A 16,391-nucleotide genomic window follows, 5' to 3' on the forward strand; every position below is an offset into this window, starting at 1 on the left:
CGTCTTTACTGCAGGCCGGAGAGGCCAAGGGCGGGGTCGATTCCATCGAGTGCGGCGGCCAGTGCCTTGGCCTTGTCGGCGATCTGCTGGCGCTGATCGGCGGTAACGCTGTCGTAGCGGCTGAATTGGCCGTCGACTTTCAAACCATTGAGCTGCGTCTCGAACGCTGCAAGGGCCGTGTCGATGTTCGGCAATAGGTCGGCGGCGGACTTGCTCAGCAGCGGACGCATCAGGTCCACGACCTTGCGCGCAGCGTCCAGGTTGGCGGCGAAACCGTTCAGGTCGATATGGCTGTAGCGTTCTTCTTCACCACTGGCGGCGCGCACGTCGGCCAGGCTGTTGAGGTTGCGCACCACGATGCTCACCAGTTGCTCCGGTGGCAGCGACTGCGCCAGCAACTGCTGCTTGAGATTGCTGACGTCGTTCACCAGGCGCTGCGCCAGCGGCGCCAGGCCATCGAGGCTGCGTTGCTGGAACAGGCTGTATTCGAGGCGGTGGAAGCCGCTGAAGGCTGGGTCCTGCTCACGCTTTTCGAAATAATCGGCGCGGGCGTTGATCGCGTTATCCAGTTCCGCCAGGCGTTGCGACGCTGCGGCGAGACGCTGGTAAGCCTCGCGGGCCGGCACGTACAGCGCCTGGGCCTGGGCCAGGTCACCGGCGTCGATCGCTTGCTGCAAGGCGGTCACGGCCTTGATCAGTGCGCTGGCCTGGCTGCTCAGGTACACGCGAAATTCCGACAACGGACCGATAAACGCCACCATCGACGGCTTGGCCTTGGCTTGGGCATCGGATTCAGCCGTGGGTGTCACATGCAGGGTGCCGCGCGGGTTGCTTAACAGGCCGCAGGTGATTGCATAGTCGCCGGGCAACAGCTTGGCATTGATCACCTGGCTCAGGCCCGGCGCGATGTTTTCGCGCTCTTCGAGCACCAGCACGCCGTCGAGGATTTCCCATTCCACCGCGCGCTCGGAGCGGTTGATGATGCGAAAGCTCGCGCGCCCGGCTGGAACGCTCAGCGCGTTGGGTTCGCAGGCGTGGCCATGAATGGTCACAACGATTTCATCGTGATGGGTCTGGCGCTTGGCTGCGGCCATCTGCGAGGCGTAGTAGAACAGGCCACCGGCGGCGATCATCGCGACCACCGAGCCGGCCACCGCCCAACGCAAGGCGCGGGGCGGCGAGGCCGGTTGAGGAGTTGGGTTGGACAAGAGACAGTCCTTACGGGTGAGAAACGGAAGAGGGCGCGGCGACCGGCTTGGCGGGCGCTGCGGGCAGGAAGAACATCACCAGGGCCACCACCAGGTAGATCAGGTAGGCACCCAGGGCGCTGACGGTCGGCGCGTCCTGATAGCCGAACATCCCGGCCAGCACCGAACCTACCGGGCCGTCCATCGGCAACGTGGCGCTGACATCGAACAGCACGCTTTGCAGGTGGTTCCACACCCCGGCTTCGTGCAGGGCCTGCACGGAATTGGCGAGGATGCCGGCGGCCACCACCAGGATGAACAGGCCGGTCCAGCGGAAAAACGCGCCGAGGTTCAGGCGCATGCTGCCGCTGTAGATCAGGAACCCGACGATGATTGCCAGCACCAGGCCGAGCAGGGCACCCAGCGGGGCGCCGGGGCCTTCACTCTGCTGGAACACCGCCAACAGGAAGAACACGGTTTCCAGGCCTTCGCGGGCCACGGCGAAAAACACCATCAGGATCAGTGCGGCGACCTGATGCCGCGAGCCGGCCAGGGCATGGTCGAGGGATTCGTGCAGTGAATGCTTGATCGACCGCGCGACCTTGCGCATCCAGAACACCATGGAACTGAGAATGCCCACGGCGACCAGGCCGACCACGCCTTCAAACAATTCCTGCTGTTTTTGCGGGAATTCGGCACTCATCAGTTCCAGGCCGCCGCCGACCAACAGGGCCAGGGCGGCGGCAAGGAAGACACCGATCCACATGGCAGGCATCCACTGGCCACGGCCGGTTTGTTGCAAGTAACTGGCAATGATGCCAACGATCAGTGCGGCTTCAATGCCTTCGCGCAACATAATGAGAAAGGGAACAAGCATTCGGCACCGAAGGGTAACTAGACAGGAAGCGAATTTGTAACATAATGATACTCATTGCTAAACAAGAAACATTAGCCTTTGCTGAACGGCGGCTGAACGGTGGTGGCAAAGCTCAAGCGCCCTTATGATGCACGCCACCTTTTGTGCCGTTGGATTGCCCTACAGCCATGTCGGAAAAAGACACCATCTCCATCCATCTCGTGCGCGAAGCGCTGTTGCAGAGCTGCGCGCCGGGGGCAGCGACCATTGAGGCGTTGAGCAAGGTGGGCATTGCCCCCGAGCTGCTGCTGCAGCCCGGCGCACGTGTCTCGGCCACGACCTACGCGCGGCTGTGGCGCTTGTTGGCGCGGCGCCTGGACGATGAGTTTTTTGGCATGGACCCGCGCCCGCTCAAGTCTGGCAGCCTGGCGTTTCTGTGTCGGGTGGCCATGGCCCAACCGACGGTGGCGGCCGGGCTGGAAACCGGTTTGGCGTTCCTGTCATTGATGTTCGAGCATCTGCCTGCCCAACTGGTGCGCCAGCAAAGCCTGGCAGAAATCGTGCTGCTCGAAACCGAGCCCGATCCGCGCCGGGCGTTCAGCTATTTCACTTACTGGATGATCGTCCACGGCGTCGCCTGTTGGCTGGCGGGACGGCGTATACCGATCCTGGCCATCGAACTACGCTGCCCACAGCCGGATTTTTGTGACGATTACCGGGTGATGTTCTCCGACAACCTGCGTTTTGACCGGCCGCGCACCCGCATGATTTTCTCCGCCGATTGCCTCGATCTACCGATCAAGCGCAGTGCCGAAGAACTCAAGCGTTTCCTGGGGCATGCGCCGGCCAACATCCTGGTCAAATACCGCGACCCCGACAGCCTGGCCACGCGCATCAAGCACGACCTGCGCCAGATGCCGCCCGACACCTGGCCGGAAACCGACGGCCTGGCCGCCCGCCTGTGCATCTCCGCCTCGACCCTGCGCCGCCGCCTGGCGGAAGAGGGGCAAACGTATCAGGGGCTCAAGGACAGCGTGCGCAAAGAGTTGGCGATTGTCTGGCTGGCCGAACCGCAGATCAGCTTTGCCGAAATCGCTACGCGACTGGGATTTGCCGATGCCAGTTCGTTTTATAAGGCGTTTCGTAAATGGGTCGGGTCGAATCCGGGGCATTATCGTAGTTTGATTTTGAACGAGACAAATCGTCTGTGATGGAGTGGGTGTGCGGGATAAAGAGCCAAACTCAGGCACGCTCCTCTATCGAGAGATCGCTGCGGGAAGAATTAACAAAAAATGCCAGTGCATTGATTGCATGATTGGCTGCGAACATGCCTTGAACATATTCGGGGATGCCTTGTGACCGCTTCACGTTGGGATGGCTTTCAAGAAACGAAAGGTAATCTTCCAGCTTTTCGTTAAATAAGGCGATTGCATTGTATTTTACGTCAGTTTCAGCTTGCTGGCCGTTGGCATCAAAAGCATCCAGGCCAGATATGAACATATGAAACGCCTCGCCATCAATTACGTCGTTTTCATAAAGCCGTCTGCCGACTTTTTTTAGTTCGTTGGTGGTGATCGATGTCATGTCGTAGTCTTTCAAAAATGTTTTCAGATCATCAATCGACTCTTGTTTTCGAAGCTTCAACGTGTCCGAAGCTTTTGACTCTTCCGTTATCGTGAATTTATTGACAACCTGTTCCGGGTTCTTTATCTGGAACGGGTTAGACGCTTTGGTGTACCTCATTTGTTCCGCAGTCAATAAAACGGCCATAGTGAAATCCTCCATTAGTCGAAACGTACACTTTTATATCGGGCCACTCGTGTACCTACTTTAAAAAAGTGCCGTGACCGAAAGGGCCGTGGGGCTAAAAATTGGCTGGATGCGACCAATCCAAGGAGATCTTTACATCAGGAGGCGCTGGTGGCCTTCGCGTCCGTTGCATTGCTTCGGTCATGTTATTTAACGAAAACAGTCTGTTGAAATAGCTGTTAGGAAGTGTCTGACAGCGATTAGCTTGCGAGGGGTAGTCCATTTCCCAAATTGATCTACCGCGTGCAAATCCACCGGCTAAATCCGCGACAGCGCTTGAGCCGTTAATTAGATTACGACGCCATCTTCATTCAATCAGGAATGCATGCATGGCAAGCAACAGGCTCACATCAACCGGTTCCCTTCGCCCACTGCGGCTGAGAGGTTTTTAATGTCTCAGCCCTATGCGTTCATCAATGATTGGCAACAAACCTCCGTTGAACTCAAGGCAAGATTGCGCTTGAGCCAGCACGCCGAAGCCAAGTTCGACAGGCTCAATACCCATATCCGGAACGTTGTGGTGCTGCCGGGGCAGTTGGTCATCATCGGTGATGACTCCACGGCGTTGTGCAAGCCGGAAGAGCATCTGCTGATGCAATCCGCCTGGCGTATACGCCACAGCGTGATGGCCGAAGGGGGAGATGCCTTTGCCTTGCAAAACTACGATTTGCTCCAGAAACTGCTGGGCTACGCGTCGCTCGGTGTCGGCACGGCGGGGGATGCTTGGAATCGCCACTTGAAGGCGATCGTCAAAACCCTGGAAGAAATCGAGGCCCTGCACAAACAGGCGTTGCGCCGAGGCGGTGGCGCTGCGCGTGAGGAGTTTTTGGCACGTCGCCAAACCCTGTTCAAAAAACTGGAAGCACAACTGCGCGGGTTCGCCCGTTATGGCACGGGTTTGCGGAATGAAGGTTCGATCAAGAAAATGCTCGGTATTTCCACCAAGAGTTATCTGCATACCGGGGAGATCAGTCGATATGCCGAGAGGATTGCGCGTATTTCCAGGGTGGCGAAAGTGCTCAAGGCTGGGACGCCGTTGGGGATTGCTTTGAGCGCTGCGTCCTCTGGGCTGGAGATCAAGGAAGCCTGTTCCACGGGGAGGGAGGAGCAGTGTACGAAGGCTAAGTATGTGGAGGTGGGGAAGTTCACGATGGGGGTTGGAGGAGGCGCTCTAGGAGGTTATATAGGATCAAGTTTGTGTCTTGCCGTATTGATACCAACAACCGGTCCAGGCTCACTGGCTTGTCTATTAATCGGTGGCGCGGCTGGGGGGTTGTAGGAGGTGCTATTGGTAGCAGAGGTGGGGAAATGGTGGGTGAAAAACTCTATGAATATTGACAACTTCCTAAATCCGCTCATCATTTTTTGGATTGAATTAGCCTTGTGTGTTTCGGTCGTCGTTGTCGTACTAATAGGTGTTTTCCTGGCCTATCGACGGCTGGAATACATGGAGCGGCTTTTGAATAAATGCAGTCTCGTCGTATTTCATTCCCGCTTTTGGGGCAACTCTGCGCGAGGGAGAATGATGCGGTTGTCTGCAATTACAGTGGCAGTACTACAGCCAAAGAGGAATTTTAAGCGCGGCGTCATTGACTGGCAGCAAGTTCAGGAGTTCCCTCGTGGCCTTAAAAACCTGTTCAGGGGAATGCTCTTAGTTGGTGTGGTTTTCTTTGCCTTTGGTACCTATTTTTGGCTTTACAAATAGTGTTAGGTAATTACTGTTTTTTAAGTTCTCGCGTCATGTTTTGGTTTCTGGCGGCGTTAATGCTATCGATCAGCGTCGTTTTACTAATAGGCGCTTTTTTGGCCTATCGACGTCTCGACTACATGGAGCGCCTCCTGAACAAATGCAGTCTCGTTACCTTCCACTCTCAGTTTTGGGGTGACTCGCCGCGAGGAAGAATGATGCGGTTATCTGCGGTTGCTGTAGCCGTATTACTGCCAACATGGAATTTGAAACGCGGTGTCATTGACTGGCAGCAAGTCCAGGAGTTTCCTCGCAGTCTGAAAAACTTGTTTCGTGGTATCTATTTTGTGATCGTCGTTGTCTTTATGTGCGGCGTCGTTTTTTGGCTGCATAAATGAAACAATGTTCAGTAGGACTATTTTTCTTCAGTTGAGGAGCCAAAAAAAGCCCCGTGATCGAATGGGGTGCGGGACAAAAAACTGGCTGGATGCGACCAACCAAAGAAACTCTTTACATCATCTGGTGCTGCTGGCATTTCGCGTCAGTTGCGTTGCCGCAGTCATATTATTTAACGAAATTATTCCATTGGAATAGCTATTAGGAAGTGTCTGACAGCTATTGGTAGGCGAGGGGAAGTCCATTTCCCAAGTTGATCGACGATGCGCGAATTCACCGGGTAAATCCGCGACAGCGCTTGGGCCTTTGATTAGATTGCGACGTCATCTTCATGCAATAAGGAATGCACGTATGGCAAGCAATACGCCCACATCAACCGGCTCCCTTCGCCCACTGCTGCTGAGAGGTTTTTAATGTCTCAGCCCTATGCGTTCATCAATGATTGGCAACAAACCTCAGTTGAACTCAAGGCAAGATTGCGCTTGAGCCAGCACGCCGAAGCCAAGTTCGACAGGCTCAATACCCATATCCGAAACGTCGTGGTACTGCCGGGGCAGTTGGTCATCATCGGTGATGACTCCACGGCGTTGTGCAAGCCGGAAGAGCATCTGCTGATGCAATCCGCCTGGCGTATACGCCACAGCGTGATGGCCGAAGGGGGAGATGCCTTTGCCTTGCAAAACTATGACCTGCTGCAGAAACTGCTGGGCTACACCTCGCTTGGGGTCGGTACGGCGGGGGACGCTTGGAATCGCCACTTGAAGGCGATCGTCAAAACCCTGGAAGAAATCGAGGCCCTGCACAAACAGGCGTTGCGCCGAGGCGGTGGCGCTGCGCGGGATGAGTTTTTGGCGCGTCGCCAAACGCTGTTCGCCAAATTGGAAGCACAACTGCGCGGGTTTGCCCGTTACGGCACGGGTTTGCGTAATGAAGGCTCGATCAAGAAAATGCTCGGTATTTCCACCAAGAGTTATCTGCATACCGGGGAGATCAGTCGATATGCCGAGAGGATTTCGCGGATTTCCAGGGTGGCGAAAGTGCTCAAGGCTGGGACGCCGTTGGGGATTGCTTTGAGCGCTGCGTCCACTGGGCTGGAGATCAAGGAAGCCTGTTCCACGGGGAGGGAAGAGCAGTGCAGGAAGGCGAAATATGTGGAAGTGAGCAAGCTAGGAGGAGGGATTTTGGGAGGAGTGGCAGGTGGGGCTCTGGCGACAGCATTATGTGTCGTCGTACTGGTCCCTACAACTGGGCCTGCATCATTGAGTTGCCTGTTGATCGCGGGTGGGACCTTAGGCGCGGTTGGGGGCGTTCATGGGAGCGAGTTCGGTGAGTACGTAGGGGAGAAAATTTATGAATATTGACTACTGGCTCAATCTTCCTATTAAGTTTTGGTTTAGTGCGAGCGTTCTGTTTGTTGCCCTTAGCATCAATGTAGTCGGCATTTTTCTGATGTATCGACGGTTGGATGAAATGGAGGAGCGTTTAAATAAATGCAGCCTTATCATTTTTCACAAACGGTTCTGGGGCAATTCTGCGCGAGGAAGGATGGTTCGACTGTGTGCCGTCACTGCGGCGGTTGCGATGCCGGGGTGGAACATAAAGCGCGGTGTAGTGGATCGACAGCAAGTTCAGGATTTTCCTCGCGGTCTCAAGCGCTTGTTTCAGGGAACCCTGCTTGTTGGAGTGCTTTTTTTAATTAGCGCCACCGCTGACATCTTGTATAAGTGGCTATATCAGTAACTGTGTCCAAAAAACCGTGACCAAACGGACCACGCGGCTAACCATTGGCTGGGTGCGACCAACCAAAGGAACTCTTTACATCATTTGGCACTGGCGGGGGGAGCCGCAGGCACGGTTGGGGGCGTTTATGGGAGTGAACTCGGTGAGTACGTAGGACGGAAAATTTATGAATATTGACTACTGGCTCAATCTTCCTCTTAAGTTCTGGTTTAGTGTGAGCGTTCTGTTTGTAGTCCTTAGCATCAATGTAGTCGGCATTTTCCTGATGTATCGACGATTGGATGAAATGGAGGATCGTTTAAATAAATGCAGCCTTGTCACTTCTAACAAACAGTTCTGGGGCGATTCGATACGAGGAAGAATGATTCGGCTGTGTGCCGTCACCTCAGCGGTTGTTATGCCGTGGTGGAACATAAAGCGCGGTACTGTGGATCGGCAGCAAGTTCAGGATTTTCCTCGCGGTCTCAAGCGCTTGCTTCAGGGAAAGATCCTTGGGGAAGTACTTTTTATGACGTTCGCCATATCCAACATATTTTATAAATGGCTAACACGCTGATCAGCGACACAAAAAAAGCCCCATGACCAAACGGACCACGGGGCTAAAAATTGGCTGGATGCGACCAACCAAAGGAGCTCTTTACATCACTTGGCCGTAGCGACCACCGTATCCGGCTGCCAACCGCCACCCAGCGCCTTGTAGATCGCAACAATCCCGCGATACAGATCGACCTCGGCCTGGGCCTGGGAGTCTTCGGCGGCCAGGCGTTCGCGTTGGGCGTCGAGCAGCACGAGGAAGTCCACGGTGCCTTCGCGGTAGCGGATCGCGGCGAGGTCGGCGGCGGCGCGGCTGGATTCGCTTTGGCGGATCAGCGAGACCAGGCGTTGCTGACGCTTGCCGTAGTCGCTGAAGGCGTTCTCGGATTCTTCCAACGCGAGCAACACTTGCTGCTCGTAGTTGGCCAGTGCGCCATCGGCCTCGGCATCGGCGCCGCGCAGGCGCGCGCGCACGCTGCCCAGGTCAAACGCGGCCCAGGTGATGCTCGGGCCAAGGGCCCAGGCATTCGCTGCCGATGAACCGATCTGCGAACCGCGCCCGGCGGTGAAGCCGAGGAAGCCGCTGAGGCTGACCCGGGGGAACAGGTCGGCCTTGGCCACGCCGATGCGTGCGGTCGCGGATGCCAGTTTGCGTTCGGCACTCAGAATGTCCGGGCGCCGTTGCAGCAGTTGCCCCGGATCGCCGATCGGCAGCGCCTTGGCAATCGCCGGCAAGTCTTTCGGGCTCAGGTCCACGCTCAGCTTGTCGGGGCGCTGGCCGAGGAGGGTGGCGATGCGGTTGCGCTCGCGCACTTGTTCGGCCTGCAGTTGCGGCACGCTGGCTTCCACCGCCGCGAGGCGCGCGTCGGCACGCTCCACGTCGAGTTGGTCACCCACGCCGGCATCACGCAGGCTGACGGTGATGGTCCGCGATTCCTGCTGGTTCTTCAGGTTGTCCAGGGCGATGCGCTCACGCAGTTGCGCGCCGCGCAGTTGACCGTAGGCGTCCACCAGTTCGGCAATCATCGTGACCTGCAGTTGGTACAGGTCGGCTTCGGCGGCCTGCTGGTCGGCGTCGCTGGCTTCCAGGTTGCGCTGGATGCGGCCGAACAGGTCCAGCTCCCAGGCCATGTCCAGGCCCAGGTCATAACGCTCGCTGTTGACGCGCTGGGTGGTCTGGCCAGGGATTTGCCCCTTGGCCAGGTCACTGCTGGCGCGGCTGGTGATGGTCGGCATTGCGTCGTTGCTGGCGTCATCGCGGATCGCCCGTGCGGCCCGCAGGCGGGCAAACGCCACACGCAGGTCGCGGTTACCGCTCAGCGACTGGGTCACCAACTGGTTCAGAGTCGGGTCGTCGAACTGCTGCCACCAGATGCCTTCGAATTTCCCGTGGTCGTATTTTTTGGCATCGGCGGCAGCCGTGATATTGGCCGCCTCCGGGGTCTGGGTTGTGTAGTCCGGGCCTACGGCACAGGCGCTCAGCGCCAGGACCAGCAAGCTCGGCAGAAAGACTTTCACACTCATTGCTGTGTCTCCAGCTTCAAGGCTTTGGCCGCTTTGCGCGCGTCCTGGCGCTCGACATAGCGACGGATCAGTACGTAGAACACTGGCGTCAGCAACAGACCGAAGAAGGTCACCCCGATCATCCCGGAGAACACCGCCACGCCCATGGCATGCCGCATCTCGGCACCGGCACCGCTGGACAGCACCAGAGGCACCACACCCATGATGAAGGCGAACGAGGTCATCAGGATCGGCCGCAGCCGCAGACGGCAGGCTTCCAGCACCGCGGCGAGCGGGTCGAGGCCTTCCTGCTGTTTATCCTTGGCGAACTCGACGATCAGAATCGCGTTCTTACAGGCCAGGCCCACCAGCACGATCAGGCCGATCTGGGTGAAGATGTTGTTGTCGCCGCCCGAGATGATCACCCCGGTGATGGCCGACAGCAGCGTCATCGGTACGATCAGGATCACCGCCAACGGCAGGCTCCAGCTTTCGTATTGGGCGGCCAGTACCAGGAACGCCAGCAACACACAGAGCGGGAACACAAACAGCGCGGTATTGCCCGAGAGGATTTGCTGATACGTCAGGTCGGTCCACTCGTAGGTCATGCCGTTGGGCAGTTCATCCTTCAACAGTTTTTCAATCGCGGCCTGGGCCTGGCCGGAGCTGTAGCCCGGCGCGGCGTTGCCGTTGATTTCTGCGGTGATGAAGCCGTTGTAGTGCATCACGCGGTCCGGGCCCGAGGTGTCGCTGACCTTGATGAAGGTCGCCAGCGGGATCATCTCGCCTTTGTTGTTGCGCACTTTCAACTGGCCGATCTGGTCTTCATCCAGACGGAACTGTTGTTCCGCCTGCACGTTGACCTGATAGGTGCGGCCGAAGCGGTTGAAGTCGTTGGCATACAACGAGCCCAGGTAGATCTGCAGGGTGTCGAAAATGTCGCTGATCGCCACGCCGTGGGTCTTGGCCTTTTCGCGGTCGATGGCGGCATCGACCTGGGGCACGTTGACCGTGTAGCTGGTGAACAGGCCGAACAGTTCCGGTGTGGTGCGGCTCTTGGTGATGATGTTCTGCACTTCTTTGTACAGTTCTTCGTAACCCAGGTTGCCACGGTCTTCGATCTGCAGGCGGAACCCGCCGATGGTGCCCAGGCCCTGTACCGGCGGCGGTGGGAAGATCGCCATGTAGGCTTCCTGGATGTCGCTGTACTTGCCGTTCAGCGCACCGGCAATCGCACCGGCGGACATGCTCGGGTCTTTACGCTCGTCGAACGGTTTGAGGGTCACGAACACGATGCCGCTGTTCGGGCTGTTGGTGAACCCGTTGATCGACAGGCCCGGGAAGGCCACGGCGCTTTCCACGCCCGGCTGTTTCAGGGCGATGTCGGACATGCGCTTGATCACGTCTTCGGTGCGGTCCAGGCTCGCGGCGTCCGGCAATTGGGCGAAAGCCACCAGGTATTGCTTGTCCTGGGCCGGTACGAAACCGGTCGGAGTGTGGGCAAACCCGAACCACGTCAGCACCATCAGGCCGGCGTACAGGAACAGCGCGATGCCGCTGCCGCGAATCACCCGGCGCACGGTGCCGACGTAGCCATGGCTGGCTTTTTCGAAGAAGCGGTTGAACGGCCGGAACAACCAGCCCCCCAACAGCTTGTCGAGCACCTTGGAGAAGCGATCCTTCGGCGCGTCATGGCTGCGCAGCAACACGGCGGCCAGGGCAGGGGACAAGGTCAGCGAGTTGAAGGCCGAGATCACCGTCGAAATCGCAATGGTCAAGGCGAACTGCTTGTAGAACTGCCCGGTCAAGCCGCTGATAAAGGCCGCCGGAATGAACACCGCACACAGCACCAAGGCCGTGGCGATGATCGGCCCGGTCACTTCGCTCATGGCCTTTTCAGTCGCCTGGAACGGCGCCAGGCCCAACTCGATGTTGCGCTCGACGTTCTCCACCACCACGATGGCGTCATCGACCACGATGCCGATGGCGAGTACCAGGCCGAACAATGACAGCGCGTTGAGCGAGAAGCCGAACAGGTGCATCACCGCAAACGTACCGATCAGCGAGACCGGCACCGCCACCAGCGGAATGATCGAGGCGCGCCAGGTCTGCAGGAACAGGATCACCACCAGCACCACGAGGATCAGCGCTTCGAACAGGGTATGCACCACCGCTTCGATGGAGCCGCGCACGAAGATGGTCGGGTCGTAGACGATGCTGAAGTCCATGCCTTCGGGGAAGCTCTTCTTCAGCTCCGCCATCTTGTCGCGCACTTCGTTGGAGATCTGGATCGCGTTGGAACCCGGGCGTTGGAAGATCGGGATCGCCACGGCCGGCTGGTTGTTGAGCAACGAACGCAGGGCGTATTGGCTCGAACCCAGCTCGACCCGCGCAATGTCTTTGAGCCGCGTGATTTCACCGTTATCGCCGGAGCGAATGATGATGTTCTCGAACTCTTCTTCAGTGACCAGGCGACCCTGGGTGTTCACCGACAACTGGAAGCTGGTGGCATTCGGTGCAGGCGGCGCACCCAGCGCACCGGCGGCCACTTGACGGTTCTGCTCGCGAATCGCGGTCACCACATCGGTGGCGGTCAGGTTACGCGACGCGGTCTTGTTCGGGTCCAGCCAGACGCGCAGGGAGTAGTCGCCCATGCCGAACAGCTGCACATCACCCACACCGCCCAGGCGCGCCAACTCATCCTTGATATTGAGCAAGGCGTAGTTGGACAGGTAGAGCATGTCGTAGCGCTGATCCGGGGAGGTCAAGTGCACCACCATGGTCAGGTCGGGGGAGGCCTTGTCCACGGTGATACCGATGCGCGTCACTTCCTCGGGCAGCTTGGGTTGCGTGCGTGTCACACGGTTTTGCACCTGCACCTGCGCGTTGTCCAGGTCGGTGCCCAGGGCGAAGGTGATGGTCAGGGTCAGTTTGCCGTCGGCGGTCGACTGCGAGGACATGTACAGCATGTTCTCGACGCCGGTGATCGCCTGTTCCAGCGGCGCGGCGACGGTTTCGCCGATGACTTTGGGGTTGGCGCCGGGGAAGTTGGCGCGCACCACCACGGTCGGCGGTACCACTTCCGGGTATTCGCTGATCGGCAGTTGGAACAGCGAGATCGCGCCGGCGATCAGGATCAACAGCGAGAGCACCGCTGCGAAGATCGGCCGCGAAATGAAGAACTTGGAAAAATTCATCTTGAGTCGTATCCCTTAACCGCGTGGCGTCGCGACGGCTGCGAGCTTGGGCGCGGTTTTTTCCGGCGCCACTTGCTCCAGGTTGCTGGCTTCAAGCGCTTGTCGTTGTTGGGCCAAGGCGGCGAGGGTTTCCTTGCTGGCCATCGGGATGGTTTCCGGGGCGACCGGCGCACCCGGGCGCACACGCTGCAGGCCCTTGACGATAATGGTGTCGTCCTTGTTCAGGCCGCTGCGCACGATGCGCAAACCTTCGATCTTCGGCCCCAGTTCCACCGAGCGGTAGGCCGGCTTGTCGCCTTCCATCACCAGCACGAACTTCTTGCCCAGGTCGGTGCCGACCGCTTCATCGTTGATCAGTACGGCGGAGTAGGTGCCGCTGCCGACCAGTTTCAGGCGGGCGTACAAGCCCGGGGTGTATTCGCCTTTGCTGTTATCGAACACCGCACGGCCACGGATGGTGCCGGTGGCCGGGTTGACCTGGTTGTCGACGAAGTTCATCTGGCCCAGGTGCGGGTTGCCGGTTTCATTCGACAGGCCCAGGTACACCGGGGTGGTCGCGCCACGGCGACCCTGGCGGGCGAGTTCGGTGTACTTGAGGTACACGCGCTCATCGGCGTCGAAGTAGGCGTAGACCTTGTCGGTGGAGACCAGGCTGGTCAGCGCGGTGACGTCGGCGGTGACCAGGTTGCCGGCGGTGATCTCGGCACGGCTGACACGGCCGCTGATCGGCGCGGTGACACGGGTGAAGCTCAGGTTCAGCTTGGCCAGGTCCAACTGCGCCTGGATGCCGGCGACAGCGGCGCGGGCTTCCTGGGCGGCGGTGGTGCGCGAGTCGGCCAGTTCGGCGGAGATCGCATTGCTCTGGCGCAGGCGTTCGCCGCGTTGTGCTTCGTTATCGCTGCGGCTGGCGGCGGCTTTGGTCTGTTGCAGTTGGGCTTCGAGGCGGCGCACCTCGGCCTGGAACGGGCGCGGGTCGATCTGGAACAGCAGGTCGCCTTTCTTCACGAGGGCGCCTTCGATGAAGGCCACCTGATCGATCTGGCCGGACACCCGTGGACGGATTTGCACGGTTTCCGGTGCTTCCAGGCGACCGGTGAATTCGTCCCACTCGTTGACCGGTTGCTCAAGCACCTTGGCCACGCTGATTTTTGCAGGAGGCATGGCGGCCGCTTGGTCCGGGGTTTTGCCGCACGCGCTCATTACCGCCACGGCCAGAATCGCCAGGGGCAAGCGCAAGTGTTTGAGTTTCTGTTCCATGAGGTGCATCCGCCAATGTATTTGAGATGGGCGGATCATGCGCGGCGAGGTGCTAGGTCACGAATCGAATGAAGCAAAGATAACTATCATTCGGAATGATATATGCGCGGGATTAGCCCTCTAGTCTGCGGGTTTCATTAGGCAGCTATCAATATCCTTGATGACAAAGGTGTATTGCGCAGGCTGCCAGGAACGCCGCGATGCCTACGCGGTGTTGTCAGTCGCCAACCGCGCAACGATGCGTTCTATCAACATTCTCACCCGTTTGGGCTGAATGCGCGTGGACGGGTACACGATGTTCAGCGCGGTCCCGCCCAGGTCGTAATCCTCAAGCACCTCGACCAAGCGGCCAGCGTCGAGATCGGCGCGCACGTCCCACACCGACTTCAAGCAAATCCCGTGGCCGGCCAGGCACCATTGGCGGATCAGCGCGCCGTCGTTCGCCACGCGGCGGCCACGCACCATGATCCGTTGGGTCTGCCCGTGTTGCTTGAACGTCCACTCCCGCGAAATATTGATGCCGAAGCGCATCACCAGGCACTCGTGCGCGGCCAGGTCCTCAGGGTGTTGCGGGGTGCCATGGCGTGCCAGGTACAGCGGCGAAGCACAGACCACGCGGCGGTTCTCGCCAATCAGGCGGGCATGCAGGGTGCTGTCGGCCAGCGCGCCGAAGCGCACGGCGAAGTCGATCCCCTGGCTGACGGGATCGACATAACCGTCGCTGAGGTTGAGGTCGATGCTGACCTGCGGGTGCTCCAGCATGAACTGCGCAAGGATCGGCTCGATGTATTGACGGCCGAAGTCTTGCGGGGCACTGAGGCGGATCGGCCCGCAAATTTGGTCGGTGCCCAGACGAATGCTGCTGTGCAGCTCATCGGCTTCTGCCAGCAGGCGGTGTGCGCCGTCGACCAGCAGGCGGCCTTCATCGGTGAGGTTGATCGCACGGGTCGTGCGGTTGAGTAGGCTGGCGCCATAAAAACTCTCTAGCTGCGCCAGCCGTTCCGACACGGAGGCCGGCGATAACCCCAGCTCTCTGCCGGCGGCAGACAGCCCACCTTTCTCGACGATCAATAAAAACAGCTCAAGGTTCTTCAGCAGCATTGTTCGGTTTTTCCGAAAGTGATTTTTGATTTCAGCTCAATTATCAAAATAAACCTAAAGGATTAGCGTTGCATCCGTGTTTATTCAACGGAGTTATCGTCATGTCATCTGTGAACCTGCAACGGCGTACTTTCCTGGCCCAGGCGGGGGCGGGCGCCGCGGTGTTGACCGCCGGATCGCTGCTCAGCACCGCCAACGCGAGCGCGGCGCAGACCGGGCAGGGCGGGGCGGCACCAGCGGCGGCGCGTCAGGCGAGGGGTGGTTTCTGGCCCGGCGACACGCGGCTTGTCGTCTCGATCTCCATGCAGTTCGAAGCCGGCGGGCAACCGCTGAAGGGCACCGACAGCCCGTTTCCCAAAGTGGACTTCCCGGACAGCGTGCCCGCCGACCCGGCCACCAATACCTGGTTCGCCTATGGCTACCGCGAAGGCATTCCCAGAATGCTCGACCTCTGGGATCGACATGGGGTGAAGGTCACCAGCCACATGATCGGCGATGCGGCGAAGCGTCATCCGCAGTTGGCCCGGGAGATCGTCGCGCGCGGTCACGAGGCGGCGGGCCATGGCCCGCGCTGGAGTTCGCAATTTGCCATGAGCCGCGATGAAGAACGCACGTTCCTGCGCCAGGCCGCGAGCATGGTGCAGGAGGTCACCGGCCAGCCAGTCAGCGGCTACAACTGCAATTGGTTGCGCCGTGGCCCCAATACCCTGGCGCTGCTGCAAGAGCTTGGCTACGTCTATCACATCGACGATGTGAGTCGCGACGAGCCGTTTATCGAGCAGGTCAACGGCAAGGACTTCGTGGTGGTTCCGTACACCTTGCGCAACAACGACATCGTCTTGATCGAAGGCCGTAACTACTCACCGTCGCAGTTCCTGGAACAGGTGAAGCTGGACTTTGACCAGTTGTACGAAGAGGCCGGCAGCCGGCGCCGCATGATGTCGATCAGCGCCCACGACCGCATCAGCGGCACGCCGCAAATGGTCCGGGTCTGGGATGAGTTTTTACGCTATGCCAACAGCCACCCCGGCGTGGCGTTCATGCGCAAGGACGCTATCGCGCAGTACACCCTTAAAAGCCCGCTCAGCCTGCGGGAAAACGAGACCCTCTGAGCCCATCACCCA

General features: G+C 58.9%; 15 protein-coding genes. 8 read left to right on the forward strand and 7 right to left on the reverse strand.

The window, feature by feature from the left end; all coding sequences use genetic code 11:
- Nucleotides 1-5: 5 nt before the first annotated feature.
- Nucleotides 6-1,208: an iron uptake system protein EfeO gene (efeO, locus tag U5A08_RS13290; RefSeq protein WP_321851884.1), complete on the reverse strand. Its 1,203-nt coding sequence runs from the start codon at nt 1,206-1,208 to the stop codon at nt 6-8.
- Nucleotides 1,209-1,218: 10 nt separating this feature from the next.
- On the reverse strand, nt 1,219-2,064 hold the full coding sequence (gene efeU, locus U5A08_RS13295; protein ID WP_321851885.1) for an iron uptake transporter permease EfeU: 846 nt from the start codon (nt 2,062-2,064) through the stop codon (nt 1,219-1,221).
- 167 nt (nt 2,065-2,231) lie between these two features.
- Between efeU and U5A08_RS13300 the strand changes: the two genes are divergently transcribed.
- Nucleotides 2,232-3,254 carry an AraC family transcriptional regulator gene (locus tag U5A08_RS13300; RefSeq protein WP_253395480.1) on the forward strand — a complete coding sequence of 341 codons (1,023 nt, stop codon included), beginning with the start codon at nt 2,232-2,234 and terminating at the stop codon, nt 3,252-3,254.
- Nucleotides 3,255-3,285: 31 nt separating this feature from the next.
- On the opposite strand, the gene U5A08_RS13305 is transcribed toward U5A08_RS13300, so the two are convergent.
- Nucleotides 3,286-3,813, reverse strand: coding sequence for a hypothetical protein (locus U5A08_RS13305; RefSeq protein WP_253395482.1), 528 nt, complete (start codon nt 3,811-3,813; stop codon nt 3,286-3,288).
- A gap of 430 nt (nt 3,814-4,243) precedes the next feature.
- Between U5A08_RS13305 and U5A08_RS13310 the strand changes: the two genes are divergently transcribed.
- The 6 genes from U5A08_RS13310 to U5A08_RS13335 all read left to right on the forward strand — a co-directional run bounded on the left by U5A08_RS13310 (nt 4,244) and on the right by U5A08_RS13335 (nt 8,231).
- Nucleotides 4,244-5,131 (forward strand): hypothetical protein, encoded by an 888-nt coding sequence (locus U5A08_RS13310; RefSeq protein ID WP_321851886.1) that lies wholly within the window; start codon nt 4,244-4,246, stop codon nt 5,129-5,131.
- A 48-nt stretch (nt 5,132-5,179) separates the two neighbouring features.
- Entirely contained in the window at nt 5,180-5,557 is a 378-nt protein-coding gene (locus U5A08_RS13315; RefSeq protein WP_321851887.1) for a hypothetical protein, read from the forward strand.
- A gap of 35 nt (nt 5,558-5,592) precedes the next feature.
- Nucleotides 5,593-5,937, forward strand: a complete 345-nt coding sequence (locus U5A08_RS13320; protein WP_321851889.1) for a hypothetical protein — start codon at nt 5,593-5,595, stop codon at nt 5,935-5,937.
- Nucleotides 5,938-6,348: 411 nt separating this feature from the next.
- Nucleotides 6,349-7,296 (forward strand): hypothetical protein, encoded by a 948-nt coding sequence (locus U5A08_RS13325; RefSeq protein ID WP_321851891.1) that lies wholly within the window; start codon nt 6,349-6,351, stop codon nt 7,294-7,296.
- Nucleotides 7,286-7,675 carry a hypothetical protein gene (locus tag U5A08_RS13330; protein WP_232591700.1) on the forward strand — a complete coding sequence of 130 codons (390 nt, stop codon included), beginning with the start codon at nt 7,286-7,288 and terminating at the stop codon, nt 7,673-7,675. Before U5A08_RS13325 ends, U5A08_RS13330 begins: the two co-directional genes overlap by 11 nt.
- Nucleotides 7,676-7,841: 166 nt before the next feature.
- The gene (locus tag U5A08_RS13335; protein ID WP_253395488.1) at nt 7,842-8,231 is read left to right on the forward strand and encodes a hypothetical protein; all 390 of its coding nucleotides are present in this window, start codon (nt 7,842-7,844) and stop codon (nt 8,229-8,231) included.
- 86 nt (nt 8,232-8,317) lie between these two features.
- Here the strand turns inward: U5A08_RS13335 and U5A08_RS13340 are convergent, their stop codons facing one another.
- From U5A08_RS13340 to U5A08_RS13355, 4 genes are all read right to left on the reverse strand, one after another.
- The gene (locus U5A08_RS13340; RefSeq protein WP_253395491.1) at nt 8,318-9,733 is read right to left on the reverse strand and encodes an efflux transporter outer membrane subunit; all 1,416 of its coding nucleotides are present in this window, start codon (nt 9,731-9,733) and stop codon (nt 8,318-8,320) included.
- A complete protein-coding gene (locus U5A08_RS13345; protein WP_253395493.1) occupies nt 9,730-12,909 on the reverse strand; it encodes an efflux RND transporter permease subunit in 3,180 nt (1,059 codons plus the stop codon). The genes U5A08_RS13340 and U5A08_RS13345 overlap by 4 nt, the downstream gene beginning before the upstream one ends.
- 15 nt (nt 12,910-12,924) lie before the next feature.
- Nucleotides 12,925-14,166 (reverse strand): multidrug efflux RND transporter periplasmic adaptor subunit MexE, encoded by a 1,242-nt coding sequence (gene mexE, locus U5A08_RS13350; protein ID WP_253395495.1) that lies wholly within the window; start codon nt 14,164-14,166, stop codon nt 12,925-12,927.
- A 204-nt stretch (nt 14,167-14,370) separates the two neighbouring features.
- Nucleotides 14,371-15,267 carry a LysR family transcriptional regulator gene (locus tag U5A08_RS13355; RefSeq protein ID WP_321851894.1) on the reverse strand — a complete coding sequence of 299 codons (897 nt, stop codon included), beginning with the start codon at nt 15,265-15,267 and terminating at the stop codon, nt 14,371-14,373.
- A gap of 101 nt (nt 15,268-15,368) precedes the next feature.
- Between U5A08_RS13355 and U5A08_RS13360 the strand changes: the two genes are divergently transcribed.
- A complete protein-coding gene (locus U5A08_RS13360; protein ID WP_253395499.1) occupies nt 15,369-16,379 on the forward strand; it encodes a polysaccharide deacetylase family protein in 1,011 nt (336 codons plus the stop codon).
- The last annotated feature ends 12 nt before the right edge of the window (nt 16,380-16,391 follow it).

This window comes from Pseudomonas paraveronii (genome assembly GCF_963681955.1).
Taxonomy (GTDB): Bacteria; Pseudomonadota; Gammaproteobacteria; order Pseudomonadales; family Pseudomonadaceae; genus Aquipseudomonas; species Aquipseudomonas paraveronii.

Bases quoted from the DNA above. Each gene is read 5' to 3' on its own strand.
- efeU (WP_321851885.1), bottom strand. From the start codon at position 2,064: ATGCTTGTTCCCTTTCTCATTATGTTGCGCGAAGGCATTGAAGCCGCA.
- U5A08_RS13300 (WP_253395480.1), top strand. From the start codon at position 2,232: ATGTCGGAAAAAGACACCATCTCCATCCATCTCGTGCGCGAAGCGCTG.
- U5A08_RS13305 (WP_253395482.1), bottom strand. From the start codon at position 3,813: ATGGCCGTTTTATTGACTGCGGAACAAATGAGGTACACCAAAGCGTCT.
- U5A08_RS13310 (WP_321851886.1), top strand. From the start codon at position 4,244: ATGTCTCAGCCCTATGCGTTCATCAATGATTGGCAACAAACCTCCGTT.
- U5A08_RS13315 (WP_321851887.1), top strand. From the start codon at position 5,180: ATGAATATTGACAACTTCCTAAATCCGCTCATCATTTTTTGGATTGAA.
- U5A08_RS13320 (WP_321851889.1), top strand. From the start codon at position 5,593: ATGTTTTGGTTTCTGGCGGCGTTAATGCTATCGATCAGCGTCGTTTTA.
- U5A08_RS13325 (WP_321851891.1), top strand. From the start codon at position 6,349: ATGTCTCAGCCCTATGCGTTCATCAATGATTGGCAACAAACCTCAGTT.
- U5A08_RS13330 (WP_232591700.1), top strand. From the start codon at position 7,286: ATGAATATTGACTACTGGCTCAATCTTCCTATTAAGTTTTGGTTTAGT.
- U5A08_RS13335 (WP_253395488.1), top strand. From the start codon at position 7,842: ATGAATATTGACTACTGGCTCAATCTTCCTCTTAAGTTCTGGTTTAGT.
- U5A08_RS13340 (WP_253395491.1), bottom strand. From the start codon at position 9,733: ATGAGTGTGAAAGTCTTTCTGCCGAGCTTGCTGGTCCTGGCGCTGAGC.
- U5A08_RS13345 (WP_253395493.1), bottom strand. From the start codon at position 12,909: ATGAATTTTTCCAAGTTCTTCATTTCGCGGCCGATCTTCGCAGCGGTG.
- mexE (WP_253395495.1), bottom strand. From the start codon at position 14,166: ATGGAACAGAAACTCAAACACTTGCGCTTGCCCCTGGCGATTCTGGCC.
- U5A08_RS13355 (WP_321851894.1), bottom strand. From the start codon at position 15,267: ATGCTGCTGAAGAACCTTGAGCTGTTTTTATTGATCGTCGAGAAAGGT.
- U5A08_RS13360 (WP_253395499.1), top strand. From the start codon at position 15,369: ATGTCATCTGTGAACCTGCAACGGCGTACTTTCCTGGCCCAGGCGGGG.